Source organism: Simplicispira metamorpha (genome assembly GCF_004341365.1).
GTDB classification, from domain to species: domain Bacteria; phylum Pseudomonadota; class Gammaproteobacteria; order Burkholderiales; family Burkholderiaceae_C; genus Simplicispira; species Simplicispira metamorpha.
Window position 1 is genome coordinate 1 of the sequence record NZ_SLXH01000004.1, and the last position, 23,466, is coordinate 23,466.

The following is a 23,466-nucleotide window of genomic DNA, read 5'->3' on the forward strand; positions in this document are numbered from 1 at the left end:
GCCGCAGGACTGAGCTTTCTCATGTCGGTCAGTTTCATCAAGACAACATCCGGGTAATCAGAAATATTTCAAGTCGTTTTGTTTCTAATTAATAAAATGCTCAGGCCTGTTTCAGATCAGTTCCCAACTCTCACTTACGCCAGTGAATCATGAGTGAAGCAGCCTGCTACGACAATACGCCGAGCGACTGGTTGTGGCCGAAAGCCGCCCACTGACACACCCAACCCGCAACCCCGGGTTGCACCAATCTACCCCACCAGGTTCTCCAGCACGGCATCCGTCTCGTTGCGGTCGAACATCTCGTGTGCGGCCATGAAGCGCAGCACGGCCTTGGCCTCGTCGCGGGTCTTGGGCCGGATGCTGGCCAGGCAGTGGGCCTCGATGTAGTGGCGGCGGGCACTGACCTCGGGCAAGTCGTCGCCCAAGGCTTCGGCGCGGGCCACGTTGCGGTTGATGGTGCGCTTGGACTGTCCGGTGATGGCGGCGGTTTCTGCGGCGAACTGGGTGTTTCCCCTGCCGGTTTTTGGCGAAGCTAAAGTGGGACAAGTTGTCCCACTTTCTTCGGTGCATGCGCCCGCGCCATCCTCCTGCCCGTAATCCGGCGAAGGCTCTGGGTTCAGCGCCTCCCAAATCTCCTTGCGGCGCTTGGTGTAGCCGCTGCGCTGGCTGGCCGTCAGCTCAGAGCGGCACAGGTTTTCGTCAATCTCAATCAGCTCGGCTTGCAAGTGCTCTGCGGCCACGATGACGATGGCGTCGATTTCGCACCAGCCCAGCCGTTGCGCAGGTGGTAGAGCGCATCCCAGAATTCCAGCTCGTGCAGGCAGTGGTCCAGGGTGTGCGGGGCCATGTCCTGGTGCTGTTCAAAGGCGGCATTGGCCTGGTCGTGGCCGCGGCCACCCCAAGACTCAGTGACAACCAGCACCAGCACCATGACGCTATGGCTTTGATAGCTTCTTGCGCACGTATCTATTGGGATAGAGCCCCGTTTGACCACTCTTTCACCAATGCAGGCAGTGCTGTTCTGTAACCCCTGTAACCCCTGTTTTTTTGATGGGGTTACAGCGCAAACCCGCATGGATAAAGGATGTGCCCTCTGTAACCCCTGTAACCCCTAAAAATACAAGTCGCGTGAGGCATTTTTGAGCCTGGGCACTTTGCTTACTGTTCATGGTGCTGCCCCTGTGCCCCCACCACCAGATGCAGCGTGCCCGGCTGGCTGGCGCTGGTCTGTGCCTGAAATAGGTTGAGCATTGCACCGTCGCTCTGGCACTTGTGCGCGTGCGTGTGGCGCGCGTTTCTTTTGGGGGCGTTACGCGGTGCGTCCTTTTGGCAAAAAGAAACCCGGCGCAGGGCCGGGCTGGTGATAGGTCGGTCAGGTATCAATCGCACTTCACCACGCACGCCCCTTTTTCATCCACTGAAAATGCGGCGGCTGCACTGCGCTATAGGAACTCCAAAGAGCTGACCCAGTACCGCAGCGCAGGCCATAGCGGGCTCCACGTCCGGCAGCTTGGCAGACCGGGCAAGTGGCATGGTGCAGTTGGTATGCCTTGTCCAGCGCGTGCCAGTCGGGTGCCTCGCCATCGTTGTTCATTGCGCCAGGCATAGCCATCACGCGCGGCCCGCTTGCATGGGCGTCCTGGGGTGTTTGAACTGGTGCAGGAGCTGGCGCTGGTGGCGGTGCTGGTACCGGTTCTGGCACGCTCAAATCAGCCCCTTCAGCCAGCCTTTTCCTGGCCCATGCGGTCACATCGCTGATGCCCATTTCAGGCTCCTTTTCGTGGTTTTTACTTCCACTTCTGTTTTTTGACAGGTTTCAGGGGTATCAGGGGTTTCAGCGCCCGCAAACCCGCATGGGCATTGGGTTTTCACTGAAACCCCTGCCCTGTTTTCAGGGGTTTCATGGGGTTTCAGAGGGGTATCAGCGCTGGGAATAGATTCACCATAAAAATAGGCTCTAGTTATTTCCAGCATTGAACTTGCAGCTATTAAATGAATAGCACTCATGCTGAAACCCCGTCGCCCCCCTCGGGATGCACTTGGTACAGCTTCATGCCCCGCCCACGGATGCGTTTGAAGCGTGCCCTTTTGCCATCGGCACCGGGCGCTGGAATGAGCCCTTGGAGCTGCAAAACATCCAGCGCGCGGGCGAAGTCGAAGCCCTTCAAAGCCTCGCGCAGGCCGTCCGCAGTGAACCAGTAAACCCGGCCTTCGTGCCCGTCCTGCCACCACCCGGCCCGGTCACGCACCATGGCTGCGCGTTGGTCGTCGTCGCTGTCAGCATCGCTGAATCGGCTGTCACCATGGCGCTCGATGAAGCTGTGCAGGCGCTCGGCAATCTGGCCTTGCTCGGCGTTGCCCGTGGCGTTGCCGCGCAGGGTCAGCCAGGCAGCAAAGCCCACCTCGGCGGCGCGCGTGGCCTCGCCTGGGGGCCAGCCGGTGATGCCGTAGGCGGTGGCCAACTCCCCCGCCAGCGCCAGCACGGCCAGGCGTGCAGCAGCGCGTGCCGCTTGCCCTTCACCGCCAGGCGCTTGCAGGCCGGGTAGCTGCTTGATGGCGTCCAGGGCTTCGCTGAAGTTGTCGCTGTCGCGCGTGAGCTTCTCCAGAAAGGCGCGGCCCGCATGGCCATAGTGCCGGGCGGCCTCATGTTTGAGGGCGTCGGACAGGGCGGTGCCAGTGGTGTGCTGGTGCAGGTTGTCCCATGCGCCGTACTGGCGCTGGGCCGGTATGTCCAGCAGGCGCACAGCTTGGCCAGCTTTGACGCGGTGGCCACCTTCAATCATGGTCGTGGCAATGGAGCGCTCGCCGGTCGAGAGCACGCTACTGCGCCAGCGGGTCACAGCACGGGCGCCACCGGCTCGGCCAGCGCGCTGTTTGCCGCGTCCGTTGCCCAGCATGTAAACCACTTCGCCCACGGCGCGCGGGTCACACTCGCTGATTTCGTCCAGGGCCAGCAGGCTGTCATTGAACAGCGCGGCTGCACCCTCCAGACCGTTGCTGGTGGTGCGCCAGCTTCGGCGGTAGCTCGGCCCACCCCATACGCTACAGGCCGATTCCAGCGCAGTCGTTTTGCCCGTGGAGCTGTCACCAATGAGGTGCAGTCCCCCACTTTCCATGTTGACGCGCGCCAGTACCGGCCCGGCAAAGGCGGCGCACAGCGCCAGCACCAGCAGCGGATTGCCCACGGCCAGGGCGGCGGTGCCTTGCTGCCAGCCGTGCAGTGTGCCGCGCTGGGTGTATTCGTCGGCGGCGCGCGTGTCGCTCTGGTAGGCCACGCTGGCGGCCTTGGGGCCAATGACGGTATCGGGCAGCACAAACGCCTTGAAGTCGGTACCGGCCCAGCCCGTTTGCAGCGCGCATTCAATACGGCGCTTGGGTGCCTTGTCTTGCAGGTACACGCCCAGCAGGTTGCGGCCAAAGGGGTCAATCTGCACCCCCATACCCAGCAGCACCCCGCGCAGGTCGGTGCAGTCGCCGCGCAGCATCTCCATGGGCATGGCCCATGTCACCCACTTGCCCAGCGTGGTTTGAAAGCGCAGCAAGCGGCCAAAGTTACCTTCGTGCGGGTCGTGCGTCACTGCGTCAATGTGCAGGGGGCTGCACACCCAGCGCTGCGTGAGGGTGGGCGGCGCATCTTCGCCCCGGCCCGGCTTGATGCCAAAGTGCCAAACGCCCGCGCGGTACTTGCTGGCGCCTTCTTCGGTGAACTCGTCCAGCACGACAAAGCAGGGGCGGCCCTGTTCGCCGGGGATGCGGCTTGCGGTCTTGGCGGGGGGCGGCTCCAAGGGGATGAGCGCGGCCCCTTCTCGGTCGGCGGTGGCCTGGTCGGCAGTGGTATCTAGCATGGTGTGCCCTCCAGTAGTTCGGCAAAGCAGGCGCGCACGGCGCCTTGCCCGGCCAGCGCGGCCAGGTCGTTGAAGTCGGTGGCTTTGGCTGGGCGCTCGGCGGGGAACTGCGGCACCACCACCAGCCCGCCCACAGCCAGCGCGGCATGGCGGGCGGCAGTGAGGCCCGGATTGCCCTCGGTGCGCCAGTCGTCGTCAGCGGCCACCAGCAGCGCCAGCGCGGGGTACTTGCGGCGCAGGGCGCGTGCCACGGGCAGCAAGTTGCCGCTGTGAAAACACGCGGCCACAGGCAGGCCGACTGCCTCATGGATGGTGGCGGCGGTGGCGTAGCCTTCAGCCAGCACCAGCACATCGGCCAGCTTGCCCATGGCGTGGTAGCTCCCCTGCACCGCGCCACCGGGCAGAAAGCGCTTGGTGCCATCGGCTCGGATGGTTTGCAGGCTGGCCAGCACCCCGGCGGCGCTGCGCACCGGCACCAGCAGCGCGGCACCTTCCACGCGCAGACCATGGGCGCGCACGCCCTTGGCTGCAAGGTACGGGTGCTGGATGGCGGGCGCTGCGGCCTGCCAGCGTTGCATGGCGGTGTGGCTGGCCTGTTGGCGGCGACGCGCTTGTTCTGCATCACGCTGGCGCTGGGCGGCGCGCACCTGTTCGCGCTGGGCGCTGCGCTCGGCCTCGGTCAGGTCGCACTCTGGCTTGGCGCACCAGGTCGATTGCAGCCCACTGCGCCAGCAGCCAAACACACCAGCGGCCAGGCCATCGTTGTGCAGCACGTACCAAGCAGCCAGGTCGGCGTGCTTGCCTGTGGGTGAAAAGCGGTGCAGGTGGCCGTCAGCGTGCAGCGTGTCAGGTGGCTCCATGCCTGCGGCCTTGATGGCGGCGCGGAATTGGTCGAGGACGCTATTCATGTTGCGGCCCTCAATCCACGTACAGCACGCACGCGCCGTACTTGCTTTGCAGGATGGCCTGGGCCTGCTTTGCTCTGGCACGGCAAGCGAACCAGGGCGACTGGTGCTCAATCCCGTTCTTCACGTACAAGACGCAAATGCGGGCGCTCATGCTGTACCGCCGTTTGCGCGCTGCGCCTTCGCTGCTTTTGCAGCCTTCATCCGCTGCACGAACGCGGCTTTGTCGGATGCTTCGCTCTCTGCGCAATAGGCTTGGTATTGCTCGGCCCGGGCAATGCGGCCGGCCACGAAATCGGTATGCATGGCGTGCTTGGCCATGAAGGTCAAGGACTCCCTGACGACTTCCAGAAACGTCACGGCGGCACCACGGCGGCCAGTCTTGTCAAAAGACTCGTGTGTAGCCGTTATCACCTCATCAAGGATGTTGTTCAGCGGAATGTATGGCCCGTAGCCGCACTGCAACGCAGCCAGCAACTCGCCTGCACAGCGGTAGCCTGTGATGTTGCCCGATACGTAGTCCTCGGGGGGAACGTCAAAGCAGCGTTCACCTATCCAGCCACCATTGCGGCTGATTTGTTGGGTGATGAAGGACAGTGCGCCTTGTCTGGTGCGGGTACCGTCAGGATGGCGAACAACTGGATGCACGGCATGTGCGCGCAGGCGGCCGCGCTCGCTCTGGGGAAGGTCATCAAACAGCGGGTGCCAGGCGTCGGCCTGGGTGGGCAGGTCAATGGTGCGCTGCCAGCCCTCGGGGAACTCCAGCAATGCGGTCTTGCCGTGGGGGCCGGTGCCCAGCGCCAGCAGGCGCACGGGCTTGGTTTTGTGGGTGCTGGCGTGGTGGGTAGGAGTCCAGGGTGTGGTGCTCATGCTGCGGCCTCCGCTCGCTCAAACGCTGCCAGGCGGCGCAGGGCTGCCAGGGCTTGGCGCAGCTTGCGTGCCGCTTCGGTGTGACGGTGGCGGGCTGCATACCAGCGGGCCATGGCACAGGCGTTGACGACCTCGCCGTGCAGGGCTACCAGGTCGATAGTGGTGGGGGTATTGCCCGTGGGGGCGTGCGCAGACGCGGGCGCAGTGCGGCCCTGGGGGGTGTTAGCCATGAATGGCTCCTTCGGAACAGGTTTGAAACCTGCCGCCCCCATCGCCAAATGAGGGTGGCAGACCGTGCGGGGTTGGCGAACCGGCCGAAGGAACCGGCACACCCTTGCGGGTGTCCCCACACGGCCCGCCAAAAAGGAAAGCCATGTGTGCCATGCGCAGCGCATGGGCGTAAAAAAGCCGCTGTCCAAATTGGGCGCGGCTGCTGCGCCTTCGGTAATTGGGTCGCCAAACCCGTGGTGCTTTTCAGCGCCTGGGCGAATTGTGCCACGGGCAGCGCCAGCGGTGAAGGCGGGCAGCACCCCTGTTACTACAATCAGGTGCATGAATCCACGCGCTCCACTGATTGATGCTGATGGCGAAGTGCGAGAACTGAGCGCTGCCGATATGCGCAAATTCAAACCAGCCACCGAAGTGTTGCCGTTGGAATTGCAAAAGACGCTGGGCGTCAGTCCACGCGGGCCACAGAAGGCGCCTACCAAGGTGGCCGTGACAGTGCGGTACAGCCCTGACGTGCTGGCGGCATTCAAAGCCACGGGTGCAGGCTGGCAAACGCGCATGGATGCTGCGCTGAAAGACTGGCTCAAGACGCACTCGCCAGCGTAGGGGGTGGGCAGCGGTTTGCCACTGGGCACGCGGCGCGCTGTAGAGCCTGAGAAAACCTGTGCTTCGGTCATGCTGTCGGCCCCTCAAACAGACTCGATTGGTCGATATGAAAATGCCTTGTGCGGTGCGCTGCATTGGCCTGGGCGGCTGCACGTTCGGCTTGGGCGGCCTTTTTGCGGCGCTCCAGTCGGGCCTTGCGCACCTCTGTGCACCATGCCCCGGCGCCGTCCTGCATTGCTTGGGCGATTGCCTCGGGATGCAGGTGGTATTCAACGACCCACGCCACGCGGCCATCGTTACAGCCTGCGGCCTTCTCAGTGGTGTCAATCGTCCAGCCGTGGGTCTTGGCCAAGTGATGCGCCACCGCCGATAGCCGTGTGGTGCTGGCTTCGTAAACAGCGTCCAGACCGGTCAGACGTTCGCCGCCCAGCAGGCGGGCCAGTACCTCGGCTGTGACGGTGTCGTGCTGGGTGGGCAGCGCGCCAGTGCGTGCGACAATCGCAGCGCCTTGCCCGGCTGCGCCCTGTTCTGCATTCTTTGTGGAACGGGGCGTTTTCATTCGTCGGCCCCTTCATCGAACTGAGGCAGGCTGGCAATGCCCAGCTCCAGCACGTTGACGATGGCACCAGCAAAACCACCGGCAGCGCTGTCGCCGTGCTCCAGCTTGACCAGGGCGCGCAGGGCATCATTCACGGCGCGGAACGCTTCGTACTCTGGGCGGCCACACAGCGCGAAAAGCGCTTTCACCAGGTCGGTGCCCAAAGCAGCGCCAGCGCGTTCACTCTCCTCCTGGGCGGCGGTGGTGGCGTGCTCCAGCAGCGCAGCGCCCAAGGCGGCCAGGCCATCGGGGCCAATCGGCATGGAAATGGCAATGCCCTCGGCGGCGCAGGCAGTCAACAGCCCGTTGCCCACGACGATTTCCGCGCCATCAGGGTGCGCATAAACGATGTTCTCCGCACTCATGCTGGCACCTCCAGCAGCTTGCGGATGGCGGCCACGGGCCAGGCCAAGCGGCCATGAATGCGCACGGGGCGCAGAGGGCCAGTCCCGTCACGCATAGCCCAATGCCGCAGCGTTTGCGGACGGCGGTTCAGGTAGTAAGCGGCCTGCTCTGTCGGTACGGTCTGGAGGCTGACCTGCTCCAGCGGAGGGAAGGTCTTGGGGGTGGTGACGGCGCGGCGGGTGACTACGCGATAGGTAGCGGCGCTGTGGTGAGCGGATGCGGTGTCCATAGTTTCTCCAGGCTCACAGCCGGGCTGGCTGTGCTTGAAGTCCTATTTGTTCGCATACGCTGATTTGTGTCGAACCCTACAGGGGGGATCGCCAATCAACCCACACAAACGCCCATCTGCCATCCCCAATAGATTCTTTTCAAATCAATGGGTTACGACTCAACGAAGGCAACAGCCGCTTTCCGCCCACTGGGGCTGGAACGGTTCAGGCGGGGGCGGGTTCTAGTCCGGCCAGGCGCTCTATGGCGCTGCGGCGCTGCGCGTTTTCGCGGGCCATCCATAGGTCACGCTGGGCTTGCAGCGCCAGCCAGTAGCCGGGGGACGTGCCCAAAGCCTCAGACAAGCGCAAGTCCATATCCGCAGTGATACCCGCGTGGCCATGCAGCAAGCGGGACAACATCACGCGACTGATTCCGATATGGGCGGCAAAGGCCGTCACGCTGGTGTTCAAGTCCTCCAGCCAGCCTTGCAGCAGCTCGCCGGGGTGGGCAGGGTTGTGCATCATGCGTGGGCGTTGTCTCGCGTCACTGCCACGCGCAGGCCAGCAGCGCCCAGCACGGCCAGCACGGCCAGCACGGCCAGCAGCGTTTTAACGGTGGGGTTGCCCTTTGGCCCCAGTGCGCGGTAAAGGGTTTCGCGCGGTATGCCTGCACGCTGGGCCACGGCGGCCATGCCCTGGGCCTCGGCTACGTGGCGCAGCGCGGCCAGCAGTGCGGCCTGCCCGCCGGGCTGGTCGGCTTCCTCCAGCGCTGCGGCCAGGTATTCATTGGCAAAGTCGGGGTCTGCCTTGAGCAGTTCCACCACAGCGGCGTCGTGCGGACGGCTTGCGGGTAGTTTGCGGGTTGCGGTCATACGGGTTTCCTTCGCTGTTGCCAGTCATGCCAGTGGTCCAGGGCGGGTGCCGGGGGCGGTCGGTAGGTGGGCGGCGCAGTGGTACCAGGCAAGGGAACCAGCGCCAGCACGCTATTTATTTAATAGCTGCTCGTGCTTTCTTGGCAAAGGCTGGCCGCATATTTCATGCACCAAACAGGTGACAGCGCAGGCTGTTGCTGATACCTCTGATACCTCACCAAAAAACATGAGGTATCAGCCCAAACCCGCATGTTTATTGGCTTGCACCCCTGATACCCCTGATACCTCTATAAATACAAGTCGCGTGAGGCTGTTTTCAGCCTGGGCACTTTGCTTACTGTTCATGGTGCTGCCCCTGCGCCACCGGCCACCACGCGCAGCTTGCCCGGTTCGCTGGCGCTGGTGAACTGCACCCCAGCCAATCCCAGAATGTGCGCTTCCACTTGCTCGGCATAGGGCCGCAGCTCGCCAATGCTCAGAACGGCATACCCCTCGGCAACGGCGCTTGGCGCGTGCCCGCTGATTTGCGCTGGTACGCCCGCAGGCACCACGCGGCGCGCGTGCTGAATGAAGGTGCGGCGCAGGTCGTGGAACGTCAGGTGGGGCACGCCCGCGCTTTGCAGGGCCTTGGCGTGGGCGTCACGGGCGTCAGCGATGTGCCCGGTTTTGCTGTCGGCGGCAAACACGTAGGGCCCCACCCTGGGCAGCGTGGCCAGTAGCTGCGCCAGGTAGGGTGTCAGGGGGATGGTTCTGGTGCTGGTGGCCTTATCGGCAAGGGTCAGTTTGCGCCACTGAAAATCCACGTCCTGCCACTTGATAGCGGCCACTTCCTCGCGCCGGGCGCCGGTCAGCAGCAGCGTTTTCAGGTAGGCGCTGGCAGTGCGGTTTCCCAGCTCCTCCACGCCCTGCCACCAGCCGGGCACCTGGGCGGCCTCCAGTGCGCCCGTGCGGCGCTTGGTGGGCGGCAGGTTTTCCACGATGCGCGGGTCTTTGGGCGCTTCGCGGTCGGCCAGGGCGCGGTATTCGGGCTGGCCACTGCACCAGCGCAAAAAGCCCTGAAACATCCCACGGGCGCGGGCGGCTTGGTCTTTGCCGCGCAGGGCTTGGTGGTCGTACCAGGTGGCCAGCGCATCGGGCGTCACGTCCACCAGCGCCAGCCCCATGAGCGGGTGCAGCGGGCCAGGCAGCGTCAGCCCTTGCCCGCGCTTTTTGGGGGCACCACCTGGGCTGGCCATGCTTTCCAGGTCGGCACGGTAGCGCGGTTTCCATGCGTCTTTGCGCTTGGGCCTGCCCTGCGCCAAGTACAGGGGCCACAGCTCGCCCACGGTCAGAGCCTGGGCACTGGCAGCAGCCTGGGCGGCGGCTTTGTCTGCCTGTTGCTGGCGCTCTATCTCGCGGGGGTCTTGCCCGTTGTCCAGCAGCACGGCCAGGCGGCGCGCTTCGGTGCGGGCCTGTTCAATTGACCAGGTGCGAACGTCCCCGATGGTGCGGCGGATGGTTTGGCGGTTCAGCTTGCCTTCAAACACAAAAGCCTTCGCCCCGGTGTTGGTCACGCGAACACGCAGGCCAGGTGCTTTGGTGTCCCGCAAGAAGGCTTGCGCCTTGGTGTCGGTGCGGCACGTCAGGCGCTCGATGGTGCCAGCGGTCAAGTCAATGGCCTGGGTGGTGTCTGGTGCGTCAGTCTTTTTGGGGCGGGCCATGCTGGTGCCTTTTGTGAGTGGGGGGCTTGGCTACACTACGCATCCCGTGTAGCCACGGTGTAGCCACCGTGTAGCCACTGTGTAGCCAAAAACCCCATATTTTGGGGAATACAAATCAACGCCAGCGCCGTGCAAAAACCCTAAAAATGCACCTAAGTCGCTGATTTTCATAGGATAAATCAACGCCGGTCAACGATTCCGAAACATTCTAACCGCTCATTCGTAATGAGAAGGTCGGGTGTTCGATTCATCTCTCCGGCACCAATACAAAACCCCGCTATCCACACGGTAGCGGGGTTTTTTTTACATGCGGCCCAATGGCGGATGTAAGACGATGTCCACTGGCCCCGCAACAACGATTTGATCCACCACCCGCCATGAATGCTCCCCGCCCCGCACCCCGCCCCGCGCCTGCCGACCACGCTGCGCTTGGCGCACCCCCTGCTGCTCCACCCGTCGCTGCGCCCCTGGTCAACGCCACCCGGCGCGTGGCCGTGGCCAGTTTGCTGGGGCTGATTGTGCTGAGCCTGGCCTGGGAGCTGTTTCTGGCGCCGCTGCGCCCGGGGGGCTCGTGGCTGGCGCTCAAAGCCCTGCCGCTGTGCATTCCGCTGGCCGGCTTCCTGAAAAACCGCATGTACACCTACCGCTGGGTCAGTCTGATGGTGTGGCTGTATTTCACCGAAGGCGTGGTGCGCGCCTGGAGCGACCGCGCGCCCAGCAACTGGCTGGCCCTGCTGGAAGTGGTACTGTGCCTGCTGCTGTTTACTGCCTGCACCATGCACATCCGCCTGCGCCTGCGCAGCGCCCGCCCGGCCAGTGCCGATACAGCCCCGGCACCCAGCGCGGCCGACACGGCCCGCACCGTCTGAACACCGCGCGCACCTGTACGCTTATCCGCCGCCCACTTTCTGCCCCGCACCACCACCGGAGTTCCACCTATGCCAGAGCCGATGCCCGCACTGATCGAATCCCTGCGCCGCGCCGTGGGCGCCGCCCATGTGCTGACCGAGGGCGACCTCGGCGCCTACGAGCAAGACTGGCGCCGCCGCCGCACCGGTAAGGCGCTGGCCGTGGTGCGCCCGGCCAACGCTGCCGAGGTGGCCGCCGTGGTGCGCTGCTGCGCGCAGGCGGGCGTGGCCATCGTGCCCCAGGGCGGCAACACCAGCCTGTCGGTCGGCTCCACGCCCGACGGCTCGGGCCGCGAGTTGGTGCTCAGCCTCACGCGCATGAACGCGGTGCGCGGCATCGACAAAGACAACCTCACGATGACGGTGGAGGCCGGCTGCATCCTGCAAAACGTCCAGCACGCCGCTGACCAGGCGGGCCTGCTGTTCCCCCTCTCGCTGGCCGCTGAGGGCAGTTGCACCATCGGCGGCAACCTGGCCAGCAATGCCGGTGGCACGCAGGTGCTGCGCTACGGCAACGCACGTGAGCTGTGCCTGGGCCTGGAAGTGGTCACGGCGCAGGGCGAGGTCTGGGACGGCCTGCGCGGCCTGCGCAAAGACAACACCGGCTACGACCTGCGCGACCTGTTCATCGGCAGCGAGGGCACGCTGGGCATCATCACCGCCGCCACGCTCAAGCTCTACCCCCAACCCGCAGCGCAGCTCACTGCCTGGGCTGCCGTGCCCTCGATGGAACACGCCGTCGCCTTGCTGGGCCTGGCCCACCAGCACCTGGGCGCGGGCCTGACGGGCTTTGAAGTCATGGGCCGCTTTGCCCTGGAGCTGGTGAACAAGCACTACCCGCAACTGCGCGTACCCTTCATCGACCAAAGCGGCGTGCCCTACGGCGTGCTGCTGGAAAACTCCGACAGCGAATCCGAAGACCACGCCCGCACCCGCTTTGAGGCACTGATGGAAGCCGCCTTCGAGGCCGGCTGCGTGCAAGACGCCGTGGTGGCCGAGAACCTCGCGCAGGCGCACACCCTGTGGCACATCCGCGAAAGCATCCCGCTGGCGCAGGCCGAAGAGGGGCTGAACATCAAGCACGACATCTCGGTGCCCATCTCGCGCATCCCGGCGTTTGTGGCGCACACCGAGGCCCTGCTGGCGCGCGAAGTGCCCGGCGTGCGGCTGGTCAACTTTGGCCACCTGGGCGATGGCAACCTGCACTTCAACGTGCAGGCGCCTGCCGAGGGCGACGCCAAAGCCTTTCTGCGCGACCAGGAAGCGCGCGTCAACGCGCTGGTGTACGACGCCGTGGCGCAGTTTGGCGGCTCCTTCTCCGCCGAGCACGGCGTGGGCGCGCTCAAGGTGGATACGCTGGCGCAGTACCAGTCGCCCGTGGCGCTGGGCCTGATGCACGCCATCAAGCAGGCGCTGGACCCGCAGAACCTGCTCAACCCGGGCCGCGTGCTGGGTGCGCAGCAGCCACCATCTTCCACCTGAACACTATTGATTTCATAGCTGCTTGCGCGCTGTGCGCAAGGCTCAGAGCCTGTTTTTATCTGATTTTTTGCCATGCCATCTCGCCCCATCCGCTCCCAGTACGAAGACCTGATGCGCCACGTGTTCACGCACGGCGTGACCAAAGCCGACCGCACCGGCACCGGCACGAAAAGCGTGTTCGGCCACCAGATGCGCTTTGACCTGAAGGAAGGCTTTCCGCTGATCACCACCAAAAAAGTCCACCTCAAAAGCATCATCGTGGAGCTGTTGTGGTTTCTCACCGGCTCCAGCAGCAACCACTGGCTGACCGAGCGCGGCGTGAGCATCTGGAACGAATGGGCCCGCCCCGACGGCGACCTCGGCCCCGTGTATGGCGTGCAGTGGCGCAGCTGGCCCACGCCGGATGGCGGCCACATCGACCAGATCAGCCAGGCCATCGACACGCTCAAAACCAACCCCGACTCGCGCCGCATCATCGTCAGCAGCTGGAACGTGGCCGAGCTGGACAAAATGGCGCTCATGCCCTGCCACGCTTTCTTCCAGTTCTATGTGGCGCCCGCCAGCGCGCCCGGCGGCAAAGGCACCTTGAGCTGCCAGCTCTACCAGCGCAGCGCCGACATCTTTTTGGGCGTGCCCTTCAACATTGCCAGCTACGCGCTGCTGACGCACATGGTGGCCCAGCAGTGCGATCTGGAGGTGGGCGATTTCATCTGGACGGGGGGCGACTGCCACCTCTACAGCAACCACTTCGAGCAGGTGCAAACGCAGCTGGCGCGCGCGCCCTACCCCTATCCCACGCTGCACATCCAGCGCCGCCCGGATTCGATCTTCGACTACCAGTACGAAGACTTTGAAGTGACAGACTACCAACACCACCCTGCCATCAAGGCGCCGGTGGCGGTCTAGGCCACATGCTGGCGCGCGCACGCACCATCGCACCTTTGTTTTTTACCCTCACCTTCCAACCACACCATGTCTTCCGGCGGATTTCACGTACACGGCCCCCACGACCACGCTATTGAACATGCCACGCACGGCGGCGACCACCACCACGATGCGGGCCATGAGGCAAGCGGCGTAGCCACCAGCCGCATTGCCATGGTGACTGCCATCGTCGCCACCGTGGGGGCACTGTTTTCTTACATGGGTGGCGCCACGCAAACCAACGCCGGGCTGTACAAAAACGATGCGGCCATCAAAAAAACCGAAGCCGCCAACCAGTGGACTTACTTCCAGTCCAAAAGCACCAAACAGCACCTGACCGAAGTCTCACGCGACCTGAATCCGAACCCGGAAGACAAAACCAAATACCAAGCCCAGATTGACCGCTACGAAAAAGAGAAGAACGACATCAAGGCGGCAGCAGAAAAGCTGGAGCAAGAATCCAGCGCCTGGGATCACAAGAGTGAGGCGCAAATGCACGAGCACCACCGCTGGGCCCAGGCCACCACCGCCTTGCAGATCGCCATTGCCCTGGCCGCCATCGCCCTGCTGACGAAAAAGAAATGGCTGGAATACGCCATGTTCGGCGTGGCCGGCGTGGGCATTGCCGTGGGTGGACTGGCGTTTTTGCACATCTGACACACCATGCCTGTGCATTTGATTTACGCCCGCGCCGCCAACGGCGTCATTGGCAAAGACGGCACCATGCCCTGGCACCTGCCAGAAGACCTCGCACACTTCAAGCAGCTCACGCTGGGCTGCCCGGTCATCATGGGGCGCAAAACCTGGGACTCGCTGCCCGCGCGCTTTCGGCCCCTGCCCGGGCGCAGCAACACCGTCATCACGCGCCAGCCAGATTGGCATGAAAACGGCGTGCAGCGCGCATCCAGCCTGCGCGAAGCGCTACAACTTCATGAGCACCACAACAGCACCATCTGGGTCATCGGCGGCGCGCAAATCTACGCCCAGGCCCTGCCCCTGGCTGATTGCGTGGAAGTGACAGAAATCGGCCAAGACTTTGATGGCGACGCCTACGCCCCCACGCTGGGCCCCGAATGGAAAGAGGCCGCGCGCGAGCACCACACCAACGCCAGCGGCCTGCCGTTTTGCTTTGTGCGCTACCTGCGCGCTGCCTGAACACCACCTTGGCACCGCCTGCGCGCCGACAACCCTGGCAGCGGTGGCACGGCACCCGCCACCACTTCACTCATTTATTGATAGCTGCTAGCGCACACCACACAAGGTCTGGAGGCCAAAAAACCATGCAAATCGCCACCTGGAACGTCAACTCCCTTACCGTTCGCCTGCCCCAGGTGCTGGACTGGCTGGCCGCCCACCCGGTGGACGTGCTGGCCCTGCAAGAGCTCAAACTCACCGACGACAAGTTTCCGTTGGCCGCGCTGCAAGCGGCGGGCTACCACGCCGCCGTCTTCGGCCAGAAAACCTACAACGGCGTGGCCCTGCTGGCGCGCAGCCCGCTGCGCGACGTAGTGCGCAACATCCCCGGCTTTGACGACGAACAGGCCCGGGTGATTGCCGCCACCATCGACACCCCCGGCGGCGCGCTGCGGCTGGTGAACGGCTACTTCGTCAATGGCCAGGCGCCGGGCAGCGACAAATTCGCCTACAAACTGCGCTGGCTGGCCGCACTGCACGACTGGCTGCGCACCGAGCTGGCCCAGCACCCGCGTCTGGTGCTGCTGGGCGACTTCAACGTCGCCCCCGAAGACCGCGACTCCTACGACCCCGAGGGCCTGCGCGGCACCATCCACCACACGCCGGAAGAACGCGCGCATTTTCAGAGCCTGCTGGCGCTGGGCATGGCCGATGCATACCGTTTGTTCGAGCAGCCCGAGAAAAGCTACTCGTGGTGGGACTACCGCATGCTGGGTTTTCAGAAAAACCGGGGCCTGCGCATTGACCACATCCTGCTCAGCGATGCCCTGCGCGGCCACGCCAGCGCCTGCACCATCGACCGCGCCCCGCGCAAAAACCCCCAGCCCAGCGACCACGCGCCCGTGGTAGTGACGCTGGCCGAGTGAGGCAGTTCAGCCACGATTGCTCACAAATGTAAAGACACCGTAGGGCTGTGGGATTACAGTCGCACCGATTCACCTGTTGAGGAGTGCTGACATGAATTTCCCGTCTGCGCGCAACCACCTGGCAGCCTTGCTGCTGGGCGCTGCGCTTTTAGCGCCTGCAATGGCGCAAACCGTCCTGGCGCTGCCCGCAGCCCAGGCGCCTGGTAGCGATGTACGCCAGGCGTTGACCGTGCCCCCTGGCGGCACGCTGCGCCTGGAGCGCCTGAAGCTGGACGAAGCCAGCGGCGAAGTGGCCAGCGCCGACCTGCGCCGCACCAACGCGGGCAGCGCGCCACTGCTGGTCGTGCATTCGGGCACGGAAGTGAGCACCACACGCCCCGCACCGCGCGCCCATTTCACCGGCCAGCTGGTGGGCGACCCCAAAAGCAGCGTGTTTGTCTCCATAGATGAACAGGGCGCCCTGCGCAGCATCGTGCGCCGTGGCGAAGAAGTGTTTGTCAGCGACATGCCTGCGCCCAGCACGCCGGGCGCATCGGGCACGGCCAGCCTCGCGGCCCCCGGCTTGCGCGCACGCCGCGTGGAACTCACCGCAGACGCCCCGGCCCAGCCCTTTGTGTGTGGCGTCAATGACGAGTTCATTGAAAAGCACTACACACCGCCCTCGGCCGCCTTGCTGGAAAACCTGCGCAACAACCACCAGCGCGCCGGACTGATGGGCACGGCCTCGCAGGGCCCGCAAGCGCTGGGCGCTCAGCGGCGCGCCGACCTCATCATCGAGACCGACTACGAACTGTTCCAGCGCCTGGGCAGCAGCAGCGCAGTACATGCCTACGTGACCGATTTGCTGGGCTACGCCAGTTCGCAGTACGAGAGCGAAATCGGCGCGCGCCTGAATCTGACACAAATCAATGTGTACACCAGCAGCGCCGCTGACCCGTGGAGCAATACCATGGACACCGGTGTCTTGCTGGAAGAACTGCAAGCCTACTGGAACGCCCCTGGCCGAAGCAGCCAAGCGCGGCACCACGTTCATTTGCTGAGCGGACGCGATACGGGCGGCGGTGTGGCTTACCTGAACACCCTCGGCAGTGCCAGCAAAACCTATGCCTACGGTGTCAGCGGCAGCATCAAGGGCAATTTTTCTGCCAGCAACCCCCAGGTCATCTGGGATTCGATGGTCGTGGCACACGAGATCGGGCACGCTTTTGGCAGCGACCACACGCACAACTACGACGCCCCATCCATTGGCTCCAACCAAGGCGGCGCTATCGATTGCTGCGTCTCCGAAGATGGTTCGCAATGCATAACACAGCTCGGGGGCTCAGGCCAGACTGGTGTATTACCGGGTATCAACTCTGTCACTGGCGGCATAGCAGGCACCGGCGCGGGCACCATCATGAGCTACTGCCACTTCCCCAATGGCAGTATGGCCGACATCAGCTTCAACTTCGGCACCAACCACACCCGGGGCGTCAACCCCTGGCGCGTGGCCAGCGTGCTACAAAGCAGTGCCCAAACCAACCTGCCACTGGACAACGTGGTGCAGAACTACACCCTGTCCGTCTCGCGCCAAGGCACCGGCAGCGGCACCGTGACCAGCGCACCGGCAGGCATCAACTGCGGCAACGCATGCTCGTACAGCTTTGTGGCTGGGGCGTCCGTTACTTTGACCGCACAGCCTGCATCGGGCAGCAACTTCACCGGCTGGAGCGGTGCTTGCACCGGCACCGGCAGCTGCACAGTCAGCATGGACAGTGCCCGCAGCGTCACCGCCAGCTTCACCGCAGCAGCTACCACGCGCCTGGTCACGCTCACCAAGTCGGGTGCGGGCACCGGCAGCGTCACCAGCAATCCCAGCGGGTTGAGCTGCGCAGCAGGTTGCACCAGCGCATCGGCCAGCTTTACCAGTACCAGCGCTGTGACGCTGACAGCCCTGGCCTCTAGCGGCAGCACCTTTGCAGGCTGGGGCGGCGCATGCAGCGGCACCAGCAACTGCACCATTGCCGCAGGCAGCAGCAGCACCAGCGTGACGGCCAGCTTCAGCACTGGCAGCGGTGGTGGGCCACTGGCCGACCCGGTGGTCTTTGTCACGCAGCAGTACGTGGACTTTCTGCGCCGCACACCGGACAGCGCTGGTCTGAACTACTGGGTAGGCCAACTCAACGCGGGCACGTCCTCACGCGCCGAGCTGATCGAGTCGCTGATGTACTCGGGTGAATTCCGTGGCCGCTTCGGCCCGCTGGTGCGCCTGTATACCGCCTACTTCCAGCGGCTGCCCGACTATGCCGGCCTGATGTACTGGTTTGACGCCATGTACCCCAGCAGCGGCACCGGCAACAGCATCACGCAAGTCTCTGATGCTTTTGCGCAATCCAGCGAGTTTGTCAACACCTACGGCCCCTTGGACAACGCAGGCTTTATCAACCGTGTGTACCAAAACGTGTTGGGCCGCAGCCCCGACGCCGCAGGCCAGGCTTACTGGCTGGCACAGCTCAACGGCGGTATGCCGCGCGGCCAGGTGATGCTCGGCTTCTCGGAATCGACTGAAAACCAGAATGCCAGCGCCAATTCCCTGCTCATCACCATGGGCTATGTGGGTATGCTGCGTCGCACGCCCGATCCAGCAGGCCACGCCTGGTGGCTGGCCGAGGTGAACGCCGGACGCGCCAGCGTACTGGGCCTCATCAACGGCTTCCTCAGCTCCTCCGAGTACGCTGCCCGCTTCTGAAGACTACGGCGCAGCACCGGATCGGCCAGCGCTTTGCTTCCAAGCAAGGCGCTGGCTCGACTTTATTTTTATGCCTCCCCAAGAAGGAACCTATCCATGAGCAATGTATGGAAGATTTTTAACGGCATACGCCGCACCCTTGCGGTGTCGATAGCGGGCCTGGCCTTGTCGGCTGCCAGCGCCAGCGCAGCAGACCGGGTACTGCTGGGCGCGCCCGCAGGCGTAGGGCAAGCAGCCCTGTCATCGGCAACGCTGCGCGCTGCACTGCAAGGCTTGGCGGCCACGGCACAAGAGAGAGGCTCGGTGCGCGTGATTGTGGGCGTTCGCGCTGCGTTCGCCCCTGAAGGCCAGCTGGCTGCCGCCACGGCAGCCCTGCAACGCAATGAAATCGCCAGTGCGCAATTGAGCGTCCTGTCGCGCCTGCCCCTGGCCACCCAGAAAAGCAGCACGGTGCGGCGTTTTGCCAGCATCCCGTACCTGGCCATGTCCGTGACAGCCCAGGAGCTGAAAACGCTGGAGCAAATGCCCGAAGTCACCTCCATCCAGGAAGACAAGGCAGTGCCCGCCACGCTAGCCTACAGCGTGCCCTTTATTGGTGGCACCACGGCCTGGGGGAGCGGCTACACCGGGGCCGGGCAAGCGGTGGCGGTGCTCGATACCGGGGTGGACAAAGTACACCCGCTGCTCAAAGACAAAGTGATTGCAGAGGCCTGCTACTCCACCACGGACAGCGGCTATGGTGTGACTTCCGTCTGCCCTGGTGGAGTAGGTGCATCGACGGCTCCAGGCTCTGGCGTGCCTTGCACCGGTGTTGAAGCCTGCTCACATGGCACCCATGTGGCAGGCATCGTGGCAGGCAACGGCGGATCCAACAGCGCCCCTGCCGGTGTCGCCAAAGGCGCAGGCATCATTGCCATGCAGGTGTTTTCCAAGTTCAGCACGGAAGATGTCTGTGGCGTTGGCCGGGCCCCCTGCGCACTCACGCTCAACTCTGACCAGATCATGGCCCTGGAGCAGGTCTATACCTGGCGCAATGTCCATCCGATTGCGGCGGTCAACATGAGCCTGGGCGGTGGTCGTTATTACGACCAGGCCAGTTGCGATGCGGACAACGCATCAGTCAAAGCAGCCATTGACAACCTGCGCACCGTCGGCATTGCCACCATCATCTCTTCGGGCAATGACGGTTACAACAACTCCATGGGCGCACCAGGCTGCATCTCCAGCGCCATCAGCGTGGGCTCCACCCACGTCCAGGCCGGTTATCCCAACAATTGCGACGGCAACAACCTGGGCACCTCTAGCCCGGACGCCATTTCGTGCTTCTCCAACTCGGTATCGTTCCTGAACCTGCTGGCGCCCGGCTCCAACATCAGCTCTTCGGTACCGGGCAGCAAATACGACAGCTACTCCGGTACCTCCATGGCGGCACCCCACGCAGCGGGCGCCTGGGCCATCCTGAAGCAGAAGAAACCCACAGCCACGGTCAATGAAGTGCTCAATGCCTTCGTCACGACAGGCCAAGCGGTGACCGACCCCCGCAACGCCATCACCAAGCCACGCATCCAGGTGGCGCAGGCCCTGAACAGCATCAACGCCAGCGGCTACACCCTGTCCGTCACCAAAACGGGCACCGGCACCGTCACCAGTTCGCCCGCAGGCATTGATTGCGGCGCCACCTGCTCCGCCAATTTCAGCGCCAACAGCAGCGTGACCCTGACAGCGATAGCCTCTGGCAGCAACACCTTTATCGACTGGAGCGGCGCCTGCACAGGCGCCACCACCACCTGCACCGTCAGCATGAACGCAGCGCGCAGCGTGACTGCCAACTTCACCGCAGCCGCCAGTACGCGCTTGGTTGCGCTGAGCAAGTCGGGCCAGGGCAGTGTGGTCAGCACCCCCAGCGGCATCTACTGCGACACCTCTTGCACCAGCGCCTCCTACAGCTTTTCTTCCAGCAGTGGCATCGTTTTGACGGCCACCCCGGCAACGGGCAGCAGCTTTGCGGGCTGGAGCGGCGCCTGTAGCGGCACGGGCAATTGCAGTATCAGCGCTGGCACAGACGCGGCCAATGTCACGGCCATGTTCACCAGCAGCAGCAGCGGTGACGGGACCATCTCCCTCCTGGAGCGAACCAATCTTGGCGGCAGCGCCAGCACCAACGCCAGCTTCTCAGTGCAAGTGCCTCCTGGAGCCACTAACCTGGCGATCACCACCGCTGGCGGCATGGGCGATGTGGACTTGTACGTCAAAGCAGGCGCGTTACCGACCCTGCAATCGCACGACTGCGCATCGCAAAACTCCGGCAACACAGAAAGCTGTGGCGTGGCAACCCCCCAGCCGGGCGCCTACTACATCCTGCTCAATGGCTACGAAGCCTATAGCGGCGTCACGCTGCGCGTCACCTACCGCCTGCCCAGCGCCAAAGTCACCTTGAACGTGGCCAAAACCGGCACCGGCCAAGGCACTGTGCTGTCTGCATCAAGCACCTCAGCGCAAATGCCCGCCACTGGCAACTTGGCTGGCCCTACCATCGTGGGCGGTCAGCCTGCCCAGTCTGGCGCCTGGCCTTGGCAAGTACGCCTGGCCATCACCACCCAAGAAGGCACCTTCCTGTGCGGTGGCTCGTTGGTGTCTGACCAGTGGGTGCTGACAGCAGCGCACTGCATTGACAACGCAGGCAGCACCGTCAGTCCCGCCAATGTCACCGTGCGCGCCGGATCACTGCAAAGAGACAGCGGCGGCGTGGTGGTGGGCGTAAGCCGCATCATCAAGCACCACGCCTACGAACCTGCAACCACAGACAACGACATTGCACTGCTGCGCCTGTCCAGCCCGCTGCCATTGTCTAGCACCATCAACGTGGTGGCACCGCTGTCTGCATCGCAAGAAAACCAACTGGCTGCCAGCAACACCCTGGCCACTGTCACTGGCTGGGGCACCACCAGCCCCGGCGGTGATTCCTCGACCACTTTGCTGCAAACCCAAGTACCTTTGCTGAGCAGCAGCGACTGCGCAGCCACATCGGCGTATGGCAGCAGCAGACTGTCGAGCAACATGATCTGCGCTGGCTACCCATCGGGTGGCAAAGACTCATGCCAAGGCGATAGCGGCGGCCCCCTGGTGGTGCCCAACGGCCAGGGCGGACATGTTCTGGCGGGTATCGTGAGCTGGGGTGAGAGCTGCGCCGCACCCAACTACCCCGGTGTTTACACCCGGGTGGCCAACTACCAGCCCTGGCTGCAAACGCATACCCAACTGGCGCTGGGCGCACCGCTCCTCAACTGCGGCAGCGCCTGCTCGGCCAGCGTGGATGCCAACACCACCATCACCCTGCGCGCACTGGCCAGCAACGGCAGCAACTTTGTTGGCTGGAGCGGCGCTTGCAGCGGCACAGCCGACACCTGCACCGTGCTGCTGGACAACGCCCGCAGCGTGACAGCCAACTTCAGTGCCAACGGCTTCAACCCGCTGCCTGACCCCGTGGACTTTGTCACCCAGCAGTACCGAGACTTTCTGGGCCGTACCCCCGACACCGCAGGCCTGGCCTACTGGGTCAACCAGCTCAAAACCGGCGCAACCACACGGGCGCAGTTGGTGGAAGCATTCATGCAGGAAAGCGTATTCCGGGGCCGTCTTGACCCCATCGTGCGCCTGTACACCGCCTACTTCAAACGCCTGCCCGACTACCCGGGTCTGATGTTCTGGCTCAACACCATGCACCCTGCCACGGGTACGGGCCAAAGCTTGGTACAAGTGTCTGAGGCATTCGCCCAATCGGGCGAGTTTGTCGCCACCTACGGCCCACTCAACAACACGTCCTTCATCACCCGCGTGTACCAAAACGTGCTGGGCCGCGACCCCGAGGCCGAGGGCTACGCCTACTGGATGAAGCGCCTGGCCGAGGGCATGCCACGCGGCGAAGTCATGCTGGCCTTCTCGGAATCGGCCGAGAACCAAAGCGCCACCGCCAGCACGCAGTTCGACACCGTGCTGTACGTGGGCATGTTCAAGCGCGTACCCAACGCCACCGAACACGCCCAGTGGCTTGCCGATGTGCAAGCCGGACGTGCCAACGTACTCAACCTGATCGACAGTCTGTTGCAATCGTCAGAGTACGCCGCCCGCTTCTGAAGCAAAAAGCGCCCTCGGGCGCTCTTATTTGAATAGCTGCCAGCGCTTATCCTGTAAGCCCTGGCGGCTTTTTTTATGCCAACTTGTCGTGCGTACGGGTATCGAAATCACTGGCGTCGTGGCGCTCGTGCAGTTGGCTGGCAGGGTCGCCCCAGGTGCGGTTGACCATGCGGCCGCGCTGCACCGCCGGGCGCTTTGCAATCTGCTCGGCCCAGCGCAGCACGTGGGTGTATTCATGCACCTGCAAAAACTCCGCTGCATCGTAGAGCTGGCCCAAGGCCAGGGCGCCGTACCAGGGCCAGGCGGCCATGTCGGCCACGGTGTAGGCGTCGCCCGCCAAAAACTCGTGCGTGGCAAGGCGCTGGTTGAGCACATCCATCTGGCGCTTGGCTTCCATGGCGTAGCGGTTGATGGCGTACTCGATCTTGGTTGGCGCGTAGGCGTAAAAATGGCCAAAGCCGCCGCCCAGAAACGGCGCGCTGCCCATCTGCCAAAACAGCCACGACAGGCACTCGGCGCGCGCCGCACCGCTGGCGGGCACAAAGGCACCAAACTTTTCGGCCAGGTACAGCAGGATAGCGCCAGACTCGAACACACGCACCGGCTCGGCGCCGCTGCGGTCCATCAGCGCCGGAATCTTGGAGTTGGGGTTGACCGCGACAAAGCCGCTGCTGAACTGCGCCCCCTGCTGGATGGGAATCAGCCAGGCGTCGTACTCGGCGCCGCTGTGGCCCAGGGCCAGCAGCTCTTCCAGCATCACCGTCACCTTGACGCCGTTGGGTGTGGCCAGCGAATACAGCTGCAACGGGTGCTTGCCCACCGGCAACTCTTGCTCGTGCGTGGCACCGGCGATGGGCCGGTTGATGTTGGCAAACTTGCCGCCGCTTTCCTGGTTCCATTGCCAGATGGCGGGCGGGGTGTAGGGGGATGAATCGGTCATATCCAAGCTCCAAGAACAGATCAAAAAACTCCAGCGCAGGGCCGTTGCCACA

At 64.0% G+C, this 23,466-nt stretch carries 24 protein-coding genes; 9 read left to right on the forward strand and 15 right to left on the reverse strand.

Features of this window, described 5'->3' with window-relative positions:
- Positions 1-248: 248 nt before the first annotated feature.
- From EV674_RS17505 to EV674_RS03005, 8 genes are all read right to left on the reverse strand, one after another.
- The gene (locus EV674_RS17505) at positions 249-740 is read right to left on the reverse strand and encodes a hypothetical protein (protein WP_193552733.1); all 492 of its coding nucleotides are present in this window, start codon (positions 738-740) and stop codon (positions 249-251) included.
- Positions 710-931 (reverse strand): hypothetical protein, encoded by a 222-nt coding sequence (locus EV674_RS02980; RefSeq protein WP_119014904.1) that lies wholly within the window; start codon positions 929-931, stop codon positions 710-712. The genes EV674_RS17505 and EV674_RS02980 overlap by 31 nt, the downstream gene beginning before the upstream one ends.
- An 815-nt stretch (positions 932-1,746) precedes the next feature.
- Entirely contained in the window at positions 1,747-2,007 is a 261-nt protein-coding gene (locus EV674_RS02985) for a hypothetical protein (RefSeq protein WP_132750351.1), read from the reverse strand.
- Positions 2,004-3,845: a DUF927 domain-containing protein gene (locus EV674_RS02990; protein WP_119014905.1), complete on the reverse strand. Its 1,842-nt coding sequence runs from the start codon at positions 3,843-3,845 to the stop codon at positions 2,004-2,006. Before EV674_RS02990 ends, EV674_RS02985 begins: the two co-directional genes overlap by 4 nt.
- Positions 3,839-4,753 (reverse strand): toprim domain-containing protein, encoded by a 915-nt coding sequence (locus EV674_RS02995; RefSeq protein WP_119014906.1) that lies wholly within the window; start codon positions 4,751-4,753, stop codon positions 3,839-3,841. The genes EV674_RS02990 and EV674_RS02995 overlap by 7 nt, the downstream gene beginning before the upstream one ends.
- Positions 4,754-4,763: 10 nt before the next feature.
- Positions 4,764-4,904 (reverse strand): hypothetical protein, encoded by a 141-nt coding sequence (locus EV674_RS17335; RefSeq protein ID WP_157983740.1) that lies wholly within the window; start codon positions 4,902-4,904, stop codon positions 4,764-4,766.
- A complete protein-coding gene (locus EV674_RS03000) occupies positions 4,901-5,620 on the reverse strand; it encodes a hypothetical protein (protein ID WP_132750352.1) in 720 nt (239 codons plus the stop codon). The genes EV674_RS17335 and EV674_RS03000 overlap by 4 nt, the downstream gene beginning before the upstream one ends.
- The gene (locus tag EV674_RS03005) at positions 5,617-5,850 is read right to left on the reverse strand and encodes a hypothetical protein (protein WP_132750353.1); all 234 of its coding nucleotides are present in this window, start codon (positions 5,848-5,850) and stop codon (positions 5,617-5,619) included. Before EV674_RS03005 ends, EV674_RS03000 begins: the two co-directional genes overlap by 4 nt.
- A gap of 322 nt (positions 5,851-6,172) precedes the next feature.
- On the opposite strand from EV674_RS03005, the gene EV674_RS03010 reads away from it, so the two are divergent.
- On the forward strand, positions 6,173-6,454 hold the full coding sequence (locus EV674_RS03010) for a BrnA antitoxin family protein (protein WP_119011917.1): 282 nt from the start codon (positions 6,173-6,175) through the stop codon (positions 6,452-6,454).
- A 67-nt stretch (positions 6,455-6,521) separates the two neighbouring features.
- On the opposite strand, the gene EV674_RS03015 is transcribed toward EV674_RS03010, so the two are convergent.
- From EV674_RS03015 to EV674_RS03040, 6 genes are all read right to left on the reverse strand, one after another.
- Positions 6,522-7,013: a hypothetical protein gene (locus EV674_RS03015; RefSeq protein ID WP_119011918.1), complete on the reverse strand. Its 492-nt coding sequence runs from the start codon at positions 7,011-7,013 to the stop codon at positions 6,522-6,524.
- A complete protein-coding gene (locus EV674_RS03020; protein WP_119011919.1) occupies positions 7,010-7,417 on the reverse strand; it encodes a hypothetical protein in 408 nt (135 codons plus the stop codon). Before EV674_RS03020 ends, EV674_RS03015 begins: the two co-directional genes overlap by 4 nt.
- Positions 7,414-7,686, reverse strand: coding sequence for a hypothetical protein (locus EV674_RS03025; protein WP_119011920.1), 273 nt, complete (start codon positions 7,684-7,686; stop codon positions 7,414-7,416). The genes EV674_RS03020 and EV674_RS03025 overlap by 4 nt, the downstream gene beginning before the upstream one ends.
- 205 nt (positions 7,687-7,891) lie before the next feature.
- Positions 7,892-8,188, reverse strand: coding sequence for a HigA family addiction module antitoxin (locus tag EV674_RS03030; RefSeq protein ID WP_119012042.1), 297 nt, complete (start codon positions 8,186-8,188; stop codon positions 7,892-7,894).
- On the reverse strand, positions 8,188-8,538 hold the full coding sequence (locus EV674_RS03035; protein WP_119011921.1) for an addiction module antidote protein: 351 nt from the start codon (positions 8,536-8,538) through the stop codon (positions 8,188-8,190). The genes EV674_RS03030 and EV674_RS03035 overlap by 1 nt, the downstream gene beginning before the upstream one ends.
- A gap of 341 nt (positions 8,539-8,879) precedes the next feature.
- The gene (locus EV674_RS03040) at positions 8,880-10,238 is read right to left on the reverse strand and encodes a tyrosine-type recombinase/integrase (RefSeq protein ID WP_119011922.1); all 1,359 of its coding nucleotides are present in this window, start codon (positions 10,236-10,238) and stop codon (positions 8,880-8,882) included.
- A gap of 377 nt (positions 10,239-10,615) precedes the next feature.
- On the opposite strand from EV674_RS03040, the gene EV674_RS03045 reads away from it, so the two are divergent.
- The 8 genes from EV674_RS03045 to EV674_RS03080 all read left to right on the forward strand — a co-directional run bounded on the left by EV674_RS03045 (position 10,616) and on the right by EV674_RS03080 (position 22,474).
- Positions 10,616-11,107, forward strand: a complete 492-nt coding sequence (locus EV674_RS03045; RefSeq protein WP_119011923.1) for a DUF2069 domain-containing protein — start codon at positions 10,616-10,618, stop codon at positions 11,105-11,107.
- Positions 11,108-11,176: 69 nt separating this feature from the next.
- The gene (locus tag EV674_RS03050) at positions 11,177-12,628 is read left to right on the forward strand and encodes an FAD-binding oxidoreductase (protein ID WP_374761656.1); all 1,452 of its coding nucleotides are present in this window, start codon (positions 11,177-11,179) and stop codon (positions 12,626-12,628) included.
- A 72-nt stretch (positions 12,629-12,700) separates the two neighbouring features.
- Entirely contained in the window at positions 12,701-13,534 is an 834-nt protein-coding gene (locus tag EV674_RS03055) for a thymidylate synthase (protein WP_119011924.1), read from the forward strand.
- A gap of 66 nt (positions 13,535-13,600) precedes the next feature.
- Positions 13,601-14,209: a DUF4337 domain-containing protein gene (locus EV674_RS03060; protein ID WP_119011925.1), complete on the forward strand. Its 609-nt coding sequence runs from the start codon at positions 13,601-13,603 to the stop codon at positions 14,207-14,209.
- A 6-nt stretch (positions 14,210-14,215) separates the two neighbouring features.
- On the forward strand, positions 14,216-14,707 hold the full coding sequence (locus EV674_RS03065) for a dihydrofolate reductase (RefSeq protein ID WP_119011926.1): 492 nt from the start codon (positions 14,216-14,218) through the stop codon (positions 14,705-14,707).
- 125 nt (positions 14,708-14,832) lie between these two features.
- Positions 14,833-15,612 carry an exodeoxyribonuclease III gene (locus EV674_RS03070; protein ID WP_119011927.1) on the forward strand — a complete coding sequence of 260 codons (780 nt, stop codon included), beginning with the start codon at positions 14,833-14,835 and terminating at the stop codon, positions 15,610-15,612.
- Positions 15,613-15,703: 91 nt separating this feature from the next.
- A complete protein-coding gene (locus tag EV674_RS03075; RefSeq protein ID WP_119011928.1) occupies positions 15,704-18,340 on the forward strand; it encodes a DUF4214 domain-containing protein in 2,637 nt (878 codons plus the stop codon).
- A 96-nt stretch (positions 18,341-18,436) separates the two neighbouring features.
- Positions 18,437-22,474 (forward strand): trypsin-like serine protease, encoded by a 4,038-nt coding sequence (locus EV674_RS03080; RefSeq protein WP_119011929.1) that lies wholly within the window; start codon positions 18,437-18,439, stop codon positions 22,472-22,474.
- Positions 22,475-22,547: 73 nt separating this feature from the next.
- Here the strand turns inward: EV674_RS03080 and yghU are convergent, their stop codons facing one another.
- Positions 22,548-23,414 carry a glutathione-dependent disulfide-bond oxidoreductase gene (gene yghU, locus EV674_RS03085; RefSeq protein ID WP_119011930.1) on the reverse strand — a complete coding sequence of 289 codons (867 nt, stop codon included), beginning with the start codon at positions 23,412-23,414 and terminating at the stop codon, positions 22,548-22,550.
- Between the last annotated feature and the right edge of the window lie 52 nt (positions 23,415-23,466).

What these genes read in the sequence shown, in the direction of transcription:
- EV674_RS02980 (WP_119014904.1), bottom strand. Translation starts at nt 931, where the DNA reads ATGGTGCTGGTGCTGGTTGTCACTGAGTCTTGGGGTGGCCGCGGCCAC.
- EV674_RS02985 (WP_132750351.1), bottom strand. Translation starts at nt 2,007, where the DNA reads ATGAGTGCTATTCATTTAATAGCTGCAAGTTCAATGCTGGAAATAACT.
- EV674_RS02990 (WP_119014905.1), bottom strand. Translation starts at nt 3,845, where the DNA reads ATGCTAGATACCACTGCCGACCAGGCCACCGCCGACCGAGAAGGGGCC.
- EV674_RS02995 (WP_119014906.1), bottom strand. Translation starts at nt 4,753, where the DNA reads ATGAATAGCGTCCTCGACCAATTCCGCGCCGCCATCAAGGCCGCAGGC.
- EV674_RS17335 (WP_157983740.1), bottom strand. Translation starts at nt 4,904, where the DNA reads ATGAGCGCCCGCATTTGCGTCTTGTACGTGAAGAACGGGATTGAGCAC.
- EV674_RS03000 (WP_132750352.1), bottom strand. Translation starts at nt 5,620, where the DNA reads ATGAGCACCACACCCTGGACTCCTACCCACCACGCCAGCACCCACAAA.
- EV674_RS03005 (WP_132750353.1), bottom strand. Translation starts at nt 5,850, where the DNA reads ATGGCTAACACCCCCCAGGGCCGCACTGCGCCCGCGTCTGCGCACGCC.
- EV674_RS03010 (WP_119011917.1), top strand. Translation starts at nt 6,173, where the DNA reads ATGAATCCACGCGCTCCACTGATTGATGCTGATGGCGAAGTGCGAGAA.
- EV674_RS03015 (WP_119011918.1), bottom strand. Translation starts at nt 7,013, where the DNA reads ATGAAAACGCCCCGTTCCACAAAGAATGCAGAACAGGGCGCAGCCGGG.
- EV674_RS03020 (WP_119011919.1), bottom strand. Translation starts at nt 7,417, where the DNA reads ATGAGTGCGGAGAACATCGTTTATGCGCACCCTGATGGCGCGGAAATC.
- EV674_RS03025 (WP_119011920.1), bottom strand. Translation starts at nt 7,686, where the DNA reads ATGGACACCGCATCCGCTCACCACAGCGCCGCTACCTATCGCGTAGTC.
- EV674_RS03030 (WP_119012042.1), bottom strand. Translation starts at nt 8,188, where the DNA reads ATGCACAACCCTGCCCACCCCGGCGAGCTGCTGCAAGGCTGGCTGGAG.
- EV674_RS03035 (WP_119011921.1), bottom strand. Translation starts at nt 8,538, where the DNA reads ATGACCGCAACCCGCAAACTACCCGCAAGCCGTCCGCACGACGCCGCT.
- EV674_RS03040 (WP_119011922.1), bottom strand. Translation starts at nt 10,238, where the DNA reads ATGGCCCGCCCCAAAAAGACTGACGCACCAGACACCACCCAGGCCATT.
- EV674_RS03045 (WP_119011923.1), top strand. Translation starts at nt 10,616, where the DNA reads ATGAATGCTCCCCGCCCCGCACCCCGCCCCGCGCCTGCCGACCACGCT.
- EV674_RS03050 (WP_374761656.1), top strand. Translation starts at nt 11,177, where the DNA reads ATGCCAGAGCCGATGCCCGCACTGATCGAATCCCTGCGCCGCGCCGTG.
- EV674_RS03055 (WP_119011924.1), top strand. Translation starts at nt 12,701, where the DNA reads ATGCCATCTCGCCCCATCCGCTCCCAGTACGAAGACCTGATGCGCCAC.
- EV674_RS03060 (WP_119011925.1), top strand. Translation starts at nt 13,601, where the DNA reads ATGTCTTCCGGCGGATTTCACGTACACGGCCCCCACGACCACGCTATT.
- EV674_RS03065 (WP_119011926.1), top strand. Translation starts at nt 14,216, where the DNA reads ATGCCTGTGCATTTGATTTACGCCCGCGCCGCCAACGGCGTCATTGGC.
- EV674_RS03070 (WP_119011927.1), top strand. Translation starts at nt 14,833, where the DNA reads ATGCAAATCGCCACCTGGAACGTCAACTCCCTTACCGTTCGCCTGCCC.
- EV674_RS03075 (WP_119011928.1), top strand. Translation starts at nt 15,704, where the DNA reads ATGAATTTCCCGTCTGCGCGCAACCACCTGGCAGCCTTGCTGCTGGGC.
- EV674_RS03080 (WP_119011929.1), top strand. Translation starts at nt 18,437, where the DNA reads ATGAGCAATGTATGGAAGATTTTTAACGGCATACGCCGCACCCTTGCG.
- yghU (WP_119011930.1), bottom strand. Translation starts at nt 23,414, where the DNA reads ATGACCGATTCATCCCCCTACACCCCGCCCGCCATCTGGCAATGGAAC.